The 16883-nt window shown below is 71.3% G+C and carries 12 protein-coding genes; 9 read left to right on the forward strand and 3 right to left on the reverse strand.

The annotated features are described in order from the left end of the window. The first annotated feature begins 76 nt into the window (after nt 1-76). The 4 genes from ABZV93_RS15260 (at nt 77) to ABZV93_RS15275 (ending at nt 4064) form a co-directional block, all read left to right on the forward strand. The gene (locus tag ABZV93_RS15260; protein WP_354935486.1) at nt 77-1144 is read left to right on the forward strand and encodes a glucose-1-phosphate thymidylyltransferase; all 1068 of its coding nucleotides are present in this window, start codon (nt 77-79) and stop codon (nt 1142-1144) included. A gap of 51 nt (nt 1145-1195) precedes the next feature. Continuing rightward, nucleotides 1196-2203, forward strand: coding sequence for a dTDP-glucose 4,6-dehydratase (gene rfbB / locus ABZV93_RS15265; protein WP_354935489.1), 1008 nt, complete (start codon nt 1196-1198; stop codon nt 2201-2203). Further along, a complete protein-coding gene (gene rfbD, locus ABZV93_RS15270) occupies nt 2200-3069 on the forward strand; it encodes a dTDP-4-dehydrorhamnose reductase (protein ID WP_354935492.1) in 870 nt (289 codons plus the stop codon). The genes rfbB and rfbD overlap by 4 nt, the downstream gene beginning before the upstream one ends. 101 nt (nt 3070-3170) lie before the next feature. Beyond that, nucleotides 3171-4064, forward strand: coding sequence for a class I SAM-dependent methyltransferase (locus tag ABZV93_RS15275; protein ID WP_354935495.1), 894 nt, complete (start codon nt 3171-3173; stop codon nt 4062-4064). A gap of 94 nt (nt 4065-4158) precedes the next feature. Here ABZV93_RS15275 and ABZV93_RS15280 read toward each other — a convergent pair whose 3' ends face one another. After that, entirely contained in the window at nt 4159-5034 is an 876-nt protein-coding gene (locus ABZV93_RS15280) for a helix-turn-helix transcriptional regulator (protein ID WP_354935498.1), read from the reverse strand. Nucleotides 5035-5191: 157 nt separating this feature from the next. On the opposite strand from ABZV93_RS15280, the gene ABZV93_RS15285 reads away from it, so the two are divergent. Next, nucleotides 5192-5665, forward strand: coding sequence for a nuclear transport factor 2 family protein (locus ABZV93_RS15285; protein WP_354935501.1), 474 nt, complete (start codon nt 5192-5194; stop codon nt 5663-5665). A gap of 129 nt (nt 5666-5794) precedes the next feature. Here ABZV93_RS15285 and rfbC read toward each other — a convergent pair whose 3' ends face one another. After that, the gene (gene rfbC / locus ABZV93_RS15290) at nt 5795-6397 is read right to left on the reverse strand and encodes a dTDP-4-dehydrorhamnose 3,5-epimerase (protein ID WP_354935504.1); all 603 of its coding nucleotides are present in this window, start codon (nt 6395-6397) and stop codon (nt 5795-5797) included. A 67-nt stretch (nt 6398-6464) separates the two neighbouring features. Further along, nucleotides 6465-8627: a glycosyltransferase gene (locus ABZV93_RS15295; protein ID WP_354935507.1), complete on the reverse strand. Its 2163-nt coding sequence runs from the start codon at nt 8625-8627 to the stop codon at nt 6465-6467. A gap of 363 nt (nt 8628-8990) precedes the next feature. Between ABZV93_RS15295 and ispD the strand changes: the two genes are divergently transcribed. The 4 genes from ispD (at nt 8991) to ABZV93_RS15315 (ending at nt 16875) form a co-directional block, all read left to right on the forward strand. Then, nucleotides 8991-10619 carry a 2-C-methyl-D-erythritol 4-phosphate cytidylyltransferase gene (ispD, locus tag ABZV93_RS15300; protein ID WP_354935510.1) on the forward strand — a complete coding sequence of 543 codons (1629 nt, stop codon included), beginning with the start codon at nt 8991-8993 and terminating at the stop codon, nt 10617-10619. Further along, nucleotides 10616-12520 carry a hypothetical protein gene (locus ABZV93_RS15305; RefSeq protein WP_354935513.1) on the forward strand — a complete coding sequence of 635 codons (1905 nt, stop codon included), beginning with the start codon at nt 10616-10618 and terminating at the stop codon, nt 12518-12520. Before ispD ends, ABZV93_RS15305 begins: the two co-directional genes overlap by 4 nt. Nucleotides 12521-12640: 120 nt before the next feature. Next, nucleotides 12641-14641 carry a hypothetical protein gene (locus ABZV93_RS15310; RefSeq protein ID WP_354935516.1) on the forward strand — a complete coding sequence of 667 codons (2001 nt, stop codon included), beginning with the start codon at nt 12641-12643 and terminating at the stop codon, nt 14639-14641. Between the two features lie 191 nt (nt 14642-14832). Continuing rightward, nucleotides 14833-16875, forward strand: a complete 2043-nt coding sequence (locus ABZV93_RS15315; protein ID WP_354935519.1) for a glycosyltransferase family A protein — start codon at nt 14833-14835, stop codon at nt 16873-16875. Nucleotides 16876-16883 lie beyond the last annotated feature (8 nt).

The raw sequence follows: 16883 nt of genomic DNA on the forward strand, positions 1-16883 counted from the left end.
GATACTCACGTTGGTACCCATGTCGCCGGGGCCACGGGCCGCGCGCGTCCAGTGCGGGCGGCTATGGTGTCGACCCATGCGAGCACTGGTGCTCTCGGGTGGAGCAGGCACACGTCTTCGACCGATCACCCACACGTCGGCCAAACAGTTGGTGCCGGTCGCCAACAAGCCCGTCCTCTTCTACGGCCTGGAGGCGATCGCCGAGGCCGGCATCACCGAGGTCGGCATCGTGGTGGGGGACACCGCCCAGGAGATCAAGGAGGCGGTGGGCGACGGAGCGCAGTTCGGGATCTCGGTCACCTACATCCCGCAGGAGGCGCCGCTCGGGCTGGCGCACGCGGTGCTGATCGCCCGGGACTTCCTCGGTGACGAGGACTTCGTGATGTACCTCGGGGACAACTTCATCGTCGGCGGCATCACCTCCCTGGTGGAGGCGTTCCGCGCCGACCGGCCCGAGGCGCAGATCCTGCTCACCAAGGTGCCCAACCCGACCGCGTTCGGGGTCGCCGAGCTGGACTCCTCCGGCGCGGTGGTGGCCCTGGAGGAGAAGCCGCAGCACCCGAAGAGCGACCTCGCCCTGGTCGGCGTCTACCTCTTCACCAGCGCCATCCACGAGGCGGTCGACAGCATCGAACCGTCCTGGCGGGGCGAGCTGGAGATCACCCACGCCATCCAGTGGCTGATCGACAACGACCACGACGTCCGTTCGACGGTGATCTCGGGGTACTGGAAGGACACCGGGAACGTCGACGACATGCTCGAGGTCAACCGCTCGGTGCTGGAGACGCTCGAGCCTCGTGTCGACGGCACCGTGGACGACGTGTCGGAGATCATCGGCCGGGTCGTGATCGAGGAAGGTGCGGAGATTTCACGGTCCCGCATCGTCGGACCTGTCATCATCGGTGCGGGCACGAAGATCGTCGACTCCTACGTCGGGCCGTTCACGTCCGTCCAGCACGATTGCCGCGTGATCGACTCCGAGATCGAGTTCTCGATCGTGTTGCACGACTCCTCGATCGCGGGCGTACGCCGGATCGAGGCGTCGCTGGTCGGCCACCACGTGGAGGTCACCCCGGCGCCTCGCGTACCCAAGGCCCACCGGCTGGTCCTCGGCGACCACAGCCGGATCCAGATCAGTTCATGACCGAGCTCATGACCGAGAGTTCATGACCGAGCGAGCATCAGGGAGTTGACCGTGCCCCAACCCGGCGCGACCTCACGCATTCTCGTCACCGGCGGCGCCGGATTCATCGGCTCCCACTTCGTCCGCTCCCTGTTCGCAGGCGCCTACCCCGGCCTGACCGGCTCGCGGGTCACGGTGCTCGACAAGCTGACGTACGCCGGAAACCCGGCCAACCTCGACCCGGTGCGCGACCAGCCCGGCTTCGCGTTCGTCGAGGGCGACATCACCGACGCCGGCCTGGTCGACAGCCTGCTGGCCGACCACGACGCGGTGGTGCACTTCGCCGCCGAGTCGCACGTCGACCGGTCCATCACCGGTGCCGCCGACTTCGTGGTCACCAACGTCGTGGGCACCCAGACGCTGCTGGACGCCGCGCACCGGCGCGACATCGGGCCGTTCGTGCACGTGTCGACCGACGAGGTGTACGGCTCGATCCCCGAGGGCTCCTGGCCGGAGACCGACCCGCTCGCACCCAACTCGCCGTACTCCGCTTCGAAGGCCTCCAGCGACCTGATCGCGCTGGCCTACCACCGCACCCACGGCCTGGACGTACGCGTCACCCGCTGCTCCAACAACTACGGGCCGTACCAGTTCCCGGAGAAGGTCATCCCGCTGTTCATCACCAACCTGCTCGACGGCGGGAAGGTGCCGCTGTACGGCGACGGGCTGAACATCCGTGACTGGCTGCACGTCGACGACCACTGCCAGGGCATCGCTCTGGTCCTGGAGAAGGGCCGGGCCGGCGAGGTCTACAACATCGGCGGCGGTACGGAGATCACCAACAAGGAGCTCACCGACCGGTTGCTGTCCGCGTGCGGCGCGACCTGGGACAGCGTCACCTACGTCGAGGACCGCAAGGGCCACGACCGCCGCTACTCCGTCGACTGGCGCAAGATCAACGCCGAGCTGGGCTACGAGCCGCGGCACGACTTCGAGTCCGGGCTGGCCGAGACGGTCGCGTGGTACCGGGACAACCGCGCCTGGTGGGAGCCGCTGAAGCAGCGGGCGGGGCTCGCGTGAGGTGGCTGGTCACCGGCGCGGGCGGGATGCTCGGGCGGGACGTCGTGGCCCGGCTCCGCGCAGTCGGGACCGCTGACGCCGACGGCGGCGCTGTCGTCGGACTGACCCGCGCCGACCTCGACATCACCGACGCCGCCGCGGTGGCCAAGGCGATGGCCGACCACGCCCCCGACGTCGTGGTCAACTGCGCCGCCTACACCGCGGTCGACGACGCCGAGGAGCACGAGGACGCCGCGCACGCGATCAACGGCGAGGGCCCCAGGGTGCTGGCGCAGGCGTGCGCCGAGCGCGGCGGCCGGTTGCTGCACGTGTCCACCGACTACGTGTTCGCCGGTGACGGCACCCGGCCCTACGCCGAAGACGACCCGACCGGGCCACTCACGGCGTACGGCCGCACCAAGCTCGCCGGCGAGCAGGCCGTGCTCGCCGCGCTGCCGGAGAGCGGGACCGTGGTCCGCACCGCCTGGCTGTACGGCGAGCACGGCGCCAACTTCGTCCGGACGATGATCCGGCTGGAGGGCGAGCGGGACACTCTCGAGGTCGTGGACGACCAGCGCGGCCAGCCGACCTGGACGGCAGACGTCGCGGAGGCGCTGGTCGCACTCGGCGCGCGTCCGGACGCTCACGGGGTGTTCCACGCCACCAGCGCGGGGGAGGCCACCTGGTGCGACCTCGCCCGCGAGGTGTTCCGGCTGCTCGGCGCGGACCCGGAGCGGGTCCGGCCGACGACCACCGACAAGTTCCCGCGCCCCGCGCCGCGCCCTGCCTACAGCGTGCTCGGCCACGATCGCTGGGCGGAGCTGGGAATGCGGCCGATCCGGCCCTGGCGGGACGCGCTGAGGGAAGCGTTCGCAGTGATGACCTGACACCGGGCATCACCTACTACCCTCGCCACGCCGCTGATGGCGGCGAGTATCGGTGAGTAACCCGTATGGTGTGTCCGTCCGACGACGACTAGGAGCGTCCAGTGCAGCGTCCAGGTATCCTTTCCGACCGCCACGTGAGCGGGTTGAGCGTTCCGCCCGCCGTGAAGCAGAGGGTTCGCGCCGTCGTCGGCGAGCGCGGATGGCAGACGTTGCGACGTACGCGGCGGAAGGTGGAGCGCCGGCTGGCCGCCAGGTCGCCCCAGGCCTCCAAGCCGATCGCCAAGCCCGGTGGCGTCGAGGCGATCTCCGACGACCTGTGCAAGCTCGCCCGGCACTACAAGACCGACAAGTGGGGTGGGCACCGTTACGCGCAGCACTACCAGCGCCACCTCCAGCACCTGAAGAACGAGCGGTTCAACCTGCTGGAGATCGGCATCGGCGGCTACAGCCGGGCCGGTCAGGGCGGTGCGTCCCTGCGGATGTGGAAGCAGTTCTTCCCCAAGGCCGAGATCTACGGCATGGACATCCAGGACAAGTCCTTCGTGGACGAGGATCGCATCACGACGTTCGTCGGCGACCAGTCCGACCCGGACTCGTTGCGCGCCATCGCGGAGAAGATCGGTCAGCTGGACGTCATCATCGACGACGGCAGCCACCGCAGCCCGCACGTGCGCACATCGTTCGAGACGTTGTTCCCGCTCCTGGTCGACGGCGGCATCTACGCCGTGGAGGACATCCAGTCGTCGTACTGGCCGGAGTGGATGGGCAGCGAGGACCTGAACGCCCCCAACACGAGCATGGCGCTGCTCAAGGGCCTGGCCGACGGCCTCAACTACGAGGAGTTCGTCACCGAAGGCTACGAGCCCACCTACACCGATCTGAACGTCGTCGCGGTGCACTTCTACCACAACCTCGTGATCATCGAGAAGGGCAAGAACGCCGAAGGCACGAACAAGCGGCGGATCCTGAAGAAGCGGTACGGCACGGCAAGCTGAGCGGCTGACCGGCACCTGGGCCGGCCGGAGCGGACATGCGGAGAAGCCCTCACTCGCGCCACGGAGCGCGGGGGAGGGCTTCTCGCGTTCCTGGTCAGGCGGGTGTCCCGCCCGGTGTGGCGTTGCGGGTGTCCGCCAGGGAGCGGAGCACGCGTGCTGTCGCCCGGTCGGCGGGGAAGAACGTCTCGATCGCGATCTCGTCCAAGGTGACGTCCCGGGGCGACCCGAACACCGTCGCGGTGTAGAGCAGCGCGAGATCGCCGTACGGGGTGGTCATCCGCAGCGGGACAACCAGGTCGTCGGCGGTGGTCGCGTCCGTGGGCGCGGACGGTGTGGACGGTGTGGACGGTGCGGGTGCCGCGGTTGGTGTGGACTGGGCGGCCGGCGGCCCGTAGCCCTCGAGCTCGGTGAGAAGTGGTGCGAGCCCGTCGGCGGCGGTGCGTTCGAGCTGCCGGCGTACCCGCCGCAGCACATGCGACCGCCACTGGGCGAGGTTCACGATCTGCGCCGCCAGACCGTCCGGGTGCAGGGTCGCCCGCAGTATGTTGACCGGCGCCTGCCCGAGCTCGCCGGGCAGGTCGCGAAGGAACGCACCCATGGCGCCGTTGGCGGCGAGCAGGTCCCAGTGCACGTTCACGGCGACCGCGGGGTTGGGTTCCATGCCGGCGAGCACCGCGCGGACCGCGTCCCGGGCCGCCCCGAGGTCGGTGAGCGGCCGCTCGCGGTAGACCGGCGCGAAGCCCGCGGCGAGGTGGAAGCGGTTGCGTTCGCGCAGCGGCACGTCCAGCTCGCCGCAGATCCGCTCGATCATCGCCGGGCTGGGGTTCGACCTCCCGGTCTCGATGTAGCTCAGGTGCCGCGCCGACATCTCCGCGGCCAGCGACAGGTCCAGCTGGGAACGGCGGCGTCGTTCGCGCCACCGTTTCACCAGCATCCCGATCGTCTCCTCCGGCGCGGCTGTGGCAGTCATGTTCGCCACGATGACGTCCCTCCGTCCGGCCCGGCAATGACGTCTGAGGTTATTGCCGGGCTACTGCCGGTCGAGCGACCGTATGGGCGTTGCGAGACCGTCGCCGCCCGAACGCCGGGCGGCGGCCCACGTCAAGGCGTTGCGGAGGAACCTGCAGATGACCGACACCACCGACACCACCGACACCACGGGGACCACCGGCACCACCCGTGCCGACCAGGAGCCGTCCGAAGGATCCCGTCCGGCCGCCGCCGGCGTACCGGCGGTCGACCGGTACGTCGAGTTCTGGAACGCGGCGGCACCGGAGGACCAGCAGCGGCTGGCCGCGCAGACGTTCGCCGAGGAGGTGAGTTCACGTACGCCGGTGGCCCTGATGCGGGGTGTGGAGGAGCTGGTCGCGTTCCGGAACCAGTTCGCGCAGCACTTCCCGGACTATCGGTTCCGGGCCCGCGCGGAGCCGGAGGCCCACCACGGCCGGGCCCGCCTGCGGTGGGAGATCGTCGTCGGCGGCGGCACGTCGTTCGCCACCGGAACCGACGTGCTCCGGCTCGACGAAGCGGGCCTCGTCACCGAGATCACCGGCTTCCTCGACCGGCCACCGGAGGGGTTCGGCCACCACGAGCACGACTGACCGAGCCTGCTGGTCACCGCGCGGAGTCTTCCGCGGAGGAATCCCGCGCGGCCACGTGCGGGACGGAGCGTGCGGGTCGCCGAGGGCCACGGCCCTCAGCGACCCGCACGCAACGAGGAGACTTCCCGGCTACCCGGCCCGGGAGCGCAGCTGCTCGCGGTAGGCCAGGCAGTCCGCGTACGACGGCAACAGGCCCTGGTGCTCGGCCTCTGCCAGCGTCGGCGCACCCGCGTCCTTGTCCGACAGCAGCGGCTCGAGGTCGGCCGGCCAGTCGATCCCGAGCGCCGGGTCGAGCGGGTGGACGCCGTGTTCGCGGCTGGGCGCGAACCCTTCCGAGCAGAGGTACAGCAGGGTCGCGTCGTCGGTGAGCGCCATCACCGCGTGCCCGAGGCCCTCGCTGAGGTAGACCGCGTGCCGGGTCTGGTCGTCCAGGCGTACCGCCTCCCACTGGCGGTAGGTCGGTGAGCCGACCCGGATGTCCACGACCACGTCCAGCAGCGCGCCCCGCACGCAGGTGACGTACTTCGCCTGGCTCGGCGGCACGTCGGCGAAGTGGACGCCGCGCAGCACCCCCCGTGCGGACACCGAGAGATTGGCCTGGCGAAGGTCCAGGTCGTGCCCGGTGGCCTTGCGGAACTCCTCACCGGAGAACCACGGCGAGAACAGGCCTCGGCTGTCGGGGAAGACCGGCGGCTGGGCGAGCCAGGCGCCGTCGATGCTCAGTGGCTGCAACGTTCAACTCCTCGTTCCGTGTCGCCGTCCGCGCGTCTGATCGTCGCCGGACTATGGTGACTGGGTTTCACCGACCGCCCGGACGGACGCGCCTGATCCGGGCGGCGACCACTCTGCCTGCCCGGCGGCCAAGCTGGCGAGCGGCCCGGCGGCCGAGCCGTCCACCTGTGCGCAGCCAGGCGAGCAGCTCCGGTCGCAGGCCCTGGGCCGATCCCGCGCCGTCCTCGGAGTCCCGGAAAGGAGCCTGGCCGTTGGCTCCGGACCGCCGGCTGAACTCGTTCAGCGCCGGTAGGCCTGCACCGGCCGGGACCGTCACGGTCACCGGCAGCGGGACGAACGTGCCCTGTTCGGCGGCGACGAGACGGACCCGCACCGACCAGCGGCCGGCACTGAGGGCGTCCCGGGAGAACTGCGCCGACAACCGCGAGCAGCCCATCCCGTCGTGGACGTACGGAGTGAGGCGGCCGGGCACCTGCACGGCCACGCCGCTGCCCTCGTGCAGCAATTGGACGGCGGCCACGTCGATGTCGTTCGCCACGACGGTGCGCAGCGGCATCGCGAGCAGGAGTTCGGGCGCACCCGCCCGATCCGTGCCGGCAGACCCGGCAGAGGCAGCGGAGTCGGCGAAGTCCACCGCGAGGCCCAGTGTGGACGCGCCGGGAATGAGCAGATCGTTGCCGACGCTGGTGGTCCGCTGGGCGACGTCGACGGACAGGTTGCCCTTGTCGGTCCAGTACGGCGTGATCACCCTCGGGGGTGCGCCCGCCACCGCGGAGACACGGTGTGCGCCGGCCCGGGCCGTGCGGACCGAGCCCAGCCGGGCGTCCTTCCGCCAGCCGCAGGAGCCGATCCGGACGACGACGTCCCAGATGCCCCGCTCCAGCGGTGCACCGCCCGCCGCGGTGTCGGCGTCCAGCGTGGCCTCCGCGCGCAACTCCAGCGCGAACGTCGAGTCGCCCGCACCGGCTGCCGGCCGGTCCGCGGCGAAGGTCACCGGGAGGTAGTGCTCCGCGCCGTTGTCGCGGGATCGGAGGATGACGTCCACCTTGCTCTGCGCCAGTCGGTCGGTGGCGTCGAGCTCGGCCGCGGAGACCAGTTGGGCGGTCTCGGCGGACAGGGGCGGGTCGAGGATGTCGCGCCCGTCGGCGTGCCGGAAGGTCACCGGCGCGCGGCCGGCCCGCAGCTGCGAGGTCAGCGACATCCGCAGCGCTCCGTCGTGCCAGGCGAGGTCCTCCAGCTCCACGTGGTTGCGGATGCCGCTCTCCCATTGGGCCAGCCGCACCAGGTCGTCCAGCCGGCGCGCGCGGATCAGCGCCGCCACCACCCGCTGGCTGGGGGGCAGTCCGGCGGCCACGCCGGGCCCGAAGCGCTCACAGGTGTCGGCGATCTCGTCGAAGAGTTCGCGGCGGTAGTCGGCCGGAGCCGCCAGGAGCTTGTTGCCGCGCAGGCGCTCGACCATCTCCACCCGCAGCCAGCGGCGGTACAGGCTGTCCCGCAACCGTCCGGGCTCGGTGTTGGCCTCGACGACGTCCAGAGCCTCGTTGAGGTTGGCGAAGTAGGCGTGCGGGTCCAGCCGCTGGAAGCCCGCGTTGGAGGAGTCCTCGCGGCGTACGTGGTAGTAGCAGACGTAGTCGCTGAGCACCGAGATCGTCTCGGCGGCGAAGAACGCCGCGGTGACGAACACGTGGTCCTCCAGCCGCCGGCGGCCCTCGGGGAAGCGCAGGTTGTTCTTGTCGAGGAACGCCTTCCGGAACATCTTGTGCGGGGTCAGGCTGTCGACCAGCGGTGCCGTCGACAGGGTCGCCTTGGGGTACGTACGCCGGAACAGTTCCCGGGGGACCCCGCGCCCCTTGCCGGCCATCTTGCCGATCACCACGTCGGAGTCGTTCTCCCGGGCGAAGGCGTACAGGCGCTCGAGGGCCTCGTCGCCGAGCCAGTCGTCGTTGTCGACGAACTGGACGTACTCGCCCCGGGCCGCGTCGATGCCGACGTTGCGCGGCTTGCCCGGCCAGCCGGAGTTTTCCTGGTGGATCACCCGCATGTGTGGGTGCTCAGCGGCCAGTGCGTCCAGCCGGTCCGGGGTCTCGTCGGTCGACCCGTCGTCGACGAAGATCGCCTCGAACTCTTCCGCCGGCAGGCTCTGGCGCAGCAGCGACGCGATGCAGTCCTCGATGTAGCGCCCGGGATTGTAGACCGGAACGACCACGCTGACCTTGAGTTCCTCCGCCATCAGCCCCGTCCTCCGCCCCTCCCACGGGGCCTCGAATGCGTTGATCGTCACCTGTCGCTGCGCAGTGAGAGGGTAGCCGAGTGCGCTCGGCCGGGCGCCGGGCCGCGCCGAGCGAGTCGGCGTCGGCCGTCCGGCCGACGAGCAGCAGACGACAGGCGGACGGCGGGCGACCGGACGCCTGGCGCACCGGCCGTCTACCATCCCTGGAACCGTACCTACCGGACCTGGGAGCCGCCATCGACGGTTCCGGGCCGCCGGAAGCGGGCGGAGACCCCGCCCGGCTCCGGCAGATCCGGACGCGAAGGCGCACCGCGTGCGTCGACGGGTACGAAAAGTGACGACCAGAGGGGATGTGACCCGACCGTGGCCGACACGAGGCCCGAGACCACGCCGACGGCGCCGGCGACGCCGACGACAGGTGAACCACTGCGCTCGGTGGGAGTGGTGCTGGCCGGCGGCCAGGGCACCCGGGTGGGCCTTCGCCTCCCCAAGCAGCTACTCAAGGTGGCCGGCAAGCCGCTCCTCGAGCACACCCTGGAGGTGTTCGAGACCTCGCCGGACATCGACGAGATCGTCGTCCTGATGGCGCCGGGCTGGACCGAGGACGCCGAGAAGATCATCCAGAACGCCGGATTCCGCAAGGTCACCCGCGTCCTCGAAGGCGGCGAGACCCGCAACGACACCACCCGCCGGGCGCTGGAGGCGGTCGGGCCGGGCGAGGCCAAGGTGTTGTTCCACGACGCCGTACGCCCGCTGCTGGACCACCGCATCATCGCCGACTGCGTGCAGGCGCTGGACACCTTCTCGGCGGTCGACGTGGCGATCCCCTCCGCGGACACCATCGTGGTCGTCGACGACGGGCTCATCACCGACATTCCCAGCCGGGCGCGACTGCGGCGCGGGCAGACCCCGCAGGCGTTCCGGCTGTCCACGATCCGCCGCGCCTACGAGGTCGCCGCGGACGACCCGAACTTCGCCGCCACCGACGACTGCGCGGTGGTCCTGCGTTACCTCCCCGAGGTGCCCATCACGGTGGTGGAGGGCTCCGAGCGCAACATGAAGGTGACCTACCCGATCGACGTGTTCCTCGCCGACCAGCTCTTCCGGCTCGGTTCGCACACCCCGCCCAGCCCGGTGTCGACGGAGCAGGCCGGCCAGCTCCTGGCGGGCAAGACGCTGGTCGTCTTCGGTGGCAGCTACGGCATCGGCGCCGAGATCGGCGACGCCGCCCGCGAGTTCGGGGCCAGGGTCTTCAGCTTCAGCCGGTCCGCGACGGGCACCCACGTGGAGGACCCCGAGCACGTCCGTGCCGCGCTGGAGCAGGCGTACGCGGAGGCCGGCCGGATCGACTACGTCGCGGTGACGGCCGGAGTGCTGCACACCGTGCCGCTGGCCGAGGCCCCCGACGACCTCATCGCCCAGAGCCTGCAGGTCAACCTGCTGGGCCCGGTCTACGTCGCGCGGGCCGCGCACCGCTACCTCGCCGAGACCGGCGGCCACCTGTTGCTGTTCACGTCCAGCTCTTACACCCGGGGCCGGGCGGGCTACAGCCTCTACTCCTCGACCAAGGCCGCCGTGGTCAACCTCACCCAGGCACTGGCCGACGAGTGGGCCGCCGACGGGATCCAGGTCAACTGCGTCAATCCCGAACGCACCCAGACGCCGATGCGCACCCGTGCGTTCGGCGAGGAGCCGCCGGGCACGCTGCTGCCGGCGCGCGACGTGGGCCTGGCCTCCCTCGACGTGCTGTTGTCGGAGCAGACGGGCAACGTCGTCGACGTAAGGCGCGACCCCGCCCCGGCGCCGGTCACCACACCGCCCGGCGACCACGACCACGCCCGGGACATCTCGACCGCGCTGGAGCACGTGGAGGAACACGCCGCCGACGACGAGGTGGACACCGTGGAGTCGGTGGACGTCGACGACGTGGGCACGGAGAGCCGGGGGCAGAGCACGCACACGGGCGACGGGAACGACCGGCACCGCGGATGACCCCTCGTCTGGTTCAGGTCACCGAGCGGGCACCCGCGCCGGACACCGGACGCCTGGCGCTCGGCCTGGCCGGTGGTCTCGTCCTCGCGTACGCCGGACTGCTGGCGGCCGCGCTGGCGCCCACCGCGGCCGGCCTGCTGGTGACCGCGCTGGCGGTGGCCGCCCTGGAGGTGGCAGCCACGGTGCGGGCGCCGTTCGTCGGCTGGGCACTGGGCCGGATCGGCCTGGGTGCCCAGTGGCGCGGCCTGCTGCGCGCGGTGGCCGTGCTGGCGTTCCTGGTCCGTACCGACGCACCCCGGGGCTGGTTCGTGACCGCGCTGGCCGGGTTGCTCGCCCTGGCCGTCCTGCGGGCGGCCGGGGCCGGGCTCGCCGAGCTGGTGCACCGGGCCCGGAAGATGCCGGTGCTCAGCCGCGGGCTCGACCTGGGGAGGCTCCGGGTGCCCCGGGCGCTGCCGCCGGTACTGGGCCGGCATGCCGACACCACGCTGGGCTTTCCGGACGTCACCGTGTCGGCCGGCGCGGCGCTGGCCGTCCTCGCCGGCTCGGCGGGTCCGCTGGTGGCAGGTGTGGTGGTGGCCGCCGCCGTGGTGCTGGCCGGCGTTGCCGCGCTCGGCTACGCCGCGATGGCGATGCGCCGGCTGAGCCGGTCGAAACTGCGCGCGGCGGTGGACAAGGCGCTGGCGAAGGCCGCACCGGAGGTCGCGGTGCACTTCGGTTCCGCCCCGGACACGCTCTACCAGCTGGAGATGTGGGTCGAGACGCTCGAACGTCTGGACGTGTCGGTCCTGCTGATCCTGCGCGACCGGGAGACCTTCCGCCACCTCGGCCCGACCACCCTGCCGGTGCTGTGCGTGGAGCACGGCACGGTGTTGATGGAGCTTCCGCTGCCGCACCTTCGGGTGGCGATGTACGTCTCGCACGCGGTGAGCAACCTGCACCTGCTCCGCCGCCGCGGTGTGCGGCACGTGTTCGTCGGGCACGGCGACAGCGACAAGCCGGTGACCACCAATCCCTTCCTCAAGGCGTACGACGAGGTGTGGGTCTCGGGCCCGGCCGCGCGGAAGCGGTTCGCGGTCGCCGGGATCGGCGTCGACCCCGCCCGCGTGGTGGAGATCGGCCGGCCCCAGCTCGACGAGGTGGCCGGCGGCGGTGAGGTGCGCGCCGCGAGCCACCGGGTGCCCGGCCGGCTGACCGTGTTGTACGCACCGACCTGGGAGGGGTATGGCGACGAGCCGAACCAGACCTCGCTGGGTGCCGGCGGCCGGGAGCTTCTGGAGCGCCTGCTGGCCGAGGGGGACGTCCGGATCCTGTACCGCCCGCACCCGCTGGCCGGTACCCGCGACCCCGCGGTCGCCCGGGCGCACCGGGAGATCGTCGCGCTGCTGGGCGACCGCCGGGTGCGCCGGCCCGCGTCCCCTGCGCGGCTGGCCGTCGCGCGCGACGACCTGGACGTCGTGACGGCACCGGCCACCACCTCGCGGGTGGAGGAGGTCACCGCGCAGGCGGCCTGGGCCGGAGCCCAGCTCGCCGACCGGCCTGGGCCGCCGGCCCACCTGGTGGTCCCCGGACCCGACTTCAGCCTGTACGCCTGCTTCGCCGCGGCCGACGTCCTGGTGTGCGACGTGTCCAGCGTGATCACCGACTTCCTGGCCGGCGAGCGGCCGTACGCCGTCACCAACCCGGCCGGTCTCCCCGAGGAGGAGTTCGGCGTTCGGTACCCTTCCTGCCGCGGCGGCTACCTGCTCGGTGCCGACGGCGCTGGCCTGGACCGGCTGCTGGCGGCCGGGCGCGGGCAGGCCGACCCGGCCGCGACCGAACGCACGAACCTGCGCGCGGAGCTCCTCGGCCCGGCCGAGCCCCCGGCGCTGGAACGCATGCGAAAGGCGGTGGCCGGGACCTGACCACCGTCTCCGGCCGGCCGTCCGCCGGCTGACCAGCCGCCGACCATCCGCCGACCATCCGCCTACCGACCATCCGCCTACCGGCCAGCCGTCGTCCACGACCACCTGGGAGAACCGCCCGTGCTGCAGACGCTCGTCCGCCGAGGGCCGCTGATCGGCGTCCTCTTCGCACTCGTCGCGAGCTACGCCGCGCTGGTGGTGACCGCGGTCCTGGCCACCCCGATGATCTTCGCGCTCTTCCTGCTCGTCGCCGCGGTGATGGACATCGTGGTCGAACGCAGGTTCCGGCCGGTGGTGCTGTTGCTGCGCCGGGCGCAGTTCGGCATCTCCCACCGCGCGTTCGTGCAGATCTTCCTGCTGCTGCTCCTGATCGCGATCACCGACGCCAACCGCGACATGAGCCGCCCGGAGCTTCTGGTGGTCAGCCTGGTGGCGATGTTGGTGCCGATGGGCCGGATCGGCTATCTCGGACTGCTCACCCTGGTCCGCCGGCGCACCCAGCCGCCGGTGGAGGTGCGCAACATCGACCTGCCGGCGGAGCTGCGGCCGACGTCGCTGCCGGGGATCCTGGTGGACAACCTGACGTTCCGGCTGCTCACCCTGGGGCTCCTGCCGGTGCTCGCGGGGGCGGTCAGCGTCCGGCTCAGCGACTTCCGGCCGTTCGGCATCATGATGGTTCTCTACGTCGTGGTCGTCGGTGTGGCCAGCCTGCTGCTGCTGCGGCAACTGTTCGCGCTCGGCTCCAGGCCGGGACGCCAGGCGCTCCTGGACGGAGTGAGCGCCGCGCTTCGCGAGCAGTACCACCCCGAAGTCGTGCTGTACTTCAGTGGTTCGGCCAGCTCGCTCTACCAGGCCGAGATGTGGCTGCGGACGGTCGAGCGCATGCCGCACCAGGGCGTCGTCGTCGTACGCCAGCGGCACGCGATCCGCAACCTCGGCCGCACCACGCTGCCGATCGTGTGCATCCCGAACCAGGTCGACCTGATGAACTTCACGTTGTCGGACGCCCGGATCGCGTTGTTCGTCTCCAACGTCGGCAACAACATCCACCTGCTGCGCGAGCCGCGGGTCAAGCACGTGTTCATCGGCCACGGCGACAGCGACAAGGTCGCGAGCTTCAACCCGTTCAGCAAGGTGTACGACGAGATCTGGGTGGCCGGCCCGGCGGGCCGCGAACGCTACGCCCGCGCACAGGTCGGTGTCCGCGACGACGAGATCGTCGAGGTCGGACGCCCGCAGCTGGACGTGATCGAACGCCTGACGGGCACCCTGCCCCCGATCACCGCCGAGCGGCCGCTGACCGTTCTCTACCTCCCCACCTGGGAGGGCTGGACCGACGACGACTTCCAGACCTCGCTGACGGTCATGGGGCTGGAGCTCGTGAACCGGCTGCTGGCCTCGCCGGTGCCGGTCCGCCTCATCTACAAGCCGCACCCGCTGACCGGCACCCGCGACCCGCGGGCGGCCGAGGCCGACCGGCAGATCCAGGCGGCGATCGCGGCGGCGACCCGGGGGATGCCGCCGGTGCCGGAGCGGGCCGCCGCCGAGCTGGCCGAGCTGAAGGAACGCCTGGCCGGCGACGACGTGACCGTGGCGGAGGCCGAGCGCCTGACCGCGCGGTGGCACGAGGTGTTCTGGCCGGCGCAGGGCGCGCGGCACGTACTGGTCGAGGGGGCACTGCCGAACCTGTTCGACGTGTACAACCAGGCCGACGTCATGGTCGCCGACATCTCCAGCGTCGTGTCGGACTTCCTGGCCACGGGCAAGCCCTGCGTGGTCGCCAACCCCAAGGGCCTGTCCGAGGACGAGTTCCGGGCGGCGTTCCCGAGCGCGTACTCCTCCTACCTGCTGAACCCCGGGGCGGACATCAACGAGCTCGTGGACACGATCCTGACATCCGACCCGCAGGCGGAGGCCCGGGTGCAGGCGCGGGCCTACCTCCTCGGGCCCGACGAGCCGCCCGCGCAGCAACGCTGGAACGCCGCCGCGGACGCCCTGATGGCAGCGGCCGACCTGGAGTGGGACGGCCAGCACGGCGCCGGCCCGCAACTGGAGCAGGTCACCGCGTTCGTCGAGCCCAGCACGGCACCGGAGGCGATGGGGGAGAGCCAGGCCAGCTGAGCTGACGGCCCGGCTGGTCCGCCGGGCCGGTCGCGTCCGGCCCTGCATGCACAGGGCCGTGATAAGAGATCAAAAAGTAGTGGCCTGTACGCAACCCGTTGGCGTCTACCGCGGTTTGTCCTGGTGCGTGACCGGGAACCTCATCGTCACGTACGCCAGTGCCGCGGGGACCAAGCTGTACGGGGGTTTCAATGATCAAGGCCAGTGTCGTCGTGCCCGTCTACAACCCCGGACCGTACCTCCAGCACTGCGCAGAGTCGTTGCTGAACCAGAGCCTTCCTCCTGACGAGTACGAAATCGTCTTCGTCGACGACGGGTCCACCGACGACTCACCCCGGCACCTGGACGAGCTCGCGGCCACCCATCCGCGGGTGCGGGTACACCACCAGGAAAACTCCGGCTGGCCGGGCAAGCCGCGCAACGTCGGCGTCGAGCTCGCGCGCGGGGAGTACGTCCAGTTCGTGGACCAGGACGATGTACTCGCGCCGGAGGCCCTGGAGCGCATGTACGCCCTGGGATCGAGCAACGACGCCGACATCGTTCTCGGCAAGGTCGGCGGCACGATGACCGGCCCCAGCACCGTGTTCGCGCAGACCGTGCCGTCCTGCACCGTCGCGGACGCCCCGTTGATCGAGAGCCTCACGCCACACAAGATGTTCCGGCGTTCCTTCCTGATGGACAACGGCATCTGGTTCCCCGAGGGCAGGCGACGCCTGGAGGACCAGCTCTTCATGGCCCGCGCGTACACCCGTGCGAAGTCGGTCTCCATCGTCGGCGACTACGTCTGCTACTACTGGCTCCGGCGCGACGACGGCGGCAACAACAGCGGCAACGCCCTCAACCTGCGTGGCTACTACGCCAACGTCCGCGAGGTCATGGACGCCATCGAGGAGGGCACCGATCCCGGCGAGGTGCGCGACCGGCTCCTCCGCCGGCTCCTGCGGGTGGAGATGATGTCCCGGCTGCGGGAGCCGAGACTGGTCCGTTACTCCGAGGGTTACCGCAACGCCGGTTATCGGGAAGTACGCAAGCTCACCCTGGAACGCTTCGGGTCCGGCCCCGGCGGTGTGGTCGACGGCCTGGCACCGGTCATGCGGCTGCGCGTGACTCTGCTCCAGCGCGACCGGCTCGACGGGCTGATGGAGCTCGCGCGACGGTGCGAGAAGGTACGAGCCGAGGCCGAGGTGGAGGAGGTGACCTGGCGCGCCGGTGCGTTGCGGGTCGGCGTGCGCGCGCGGCTCCTTCACCCCGACGGGCGCCCTGTCGTGGTCACCGAACGCGCCGGCAGGTACTACCTCGACGACGAGTTGGCGGCCGGGCTGCCCACTCTCGCCGAGGGCTGGGACGTCGGTGACCCGTGCGAGCACGTGCAGGGTGACCTGCGAGTGCACCACCGGGACTCCGACACGTGGTGGTTCGCCCCCGAGCCCCTGCACGGTTCGCTGGAGCGGGTGGTGCACGACGGTACGCAGGTGCACCACCAGGTGGTCGCCTCGGGCGTGTTCACCCTGGACCCCGACCGGCTGGCGGGGGGCGGCCCGCTGGCCGGCGGCCGCCACGACCTCTGGCTGTCGGCACAGATTCTCGGTCTCGGGCGATCGCTCCGGATCACACTGGACGGCAGCTCGCGCTGGAAGCAGGCGATGGTGCCCGCGGTGGTCGGCGACCCGGCCAGGATCGTCGTACCGCAGCGCACCCTTCCGGACGGACAGCTGGCCCTCGAGGTGGACGCCCGCGGCCAGGCGCTCGCGAGCGCGGTGGCGTCGCTCGGCGTGGGTCCGCTGCACGTCAGTGAGGGTGGTACGCACCTGCAGCTGTCGCTGCCGGTACGCACCGGCCCGGGCGCGGGAGCCCACCAGGCGGAGGTGGTGATCGGCCGTGCCGGCGCTTCGCACACGTTGCCGGGCCGGATCCAGCCCGCCGGCACCACGGTGCTGGCGCTGGAGCACGTACCCGCGCTGCCGGCAGGACGGCACCCGATCGCCCTGCGTACCAACGGCACAGGAGAGCGGCCGGCCGTCCCGATCGGCACGGCGGTCGTCCGCGGGGGGCGCATCGTGGCCGTCCGCGCTGTCCGTCACAACGCCCCGTTGCGGCGGCTGCCGGCCCGGCTGGCATCGGACCGGCAGCTGCGCCGCCGGGTGCACCAGCTGGTGCGAAAACTGCCCGACGAGCAGGCGGACCTGGTGAGGAAGGTTCTCCGCGAAGTGGCTCGCTGGTCACGCTCGAGGTGAGGTCGCAG

It is taken from the genome of Actinopolymorpha sp. NPDC004070 (assembly GCF_040610475.1).
GTDB lineage: Bacteria > Actinomycetota > Actinomycetes > Propionibacteriales > Actinopolymorphaceae > Actinopolymorpha.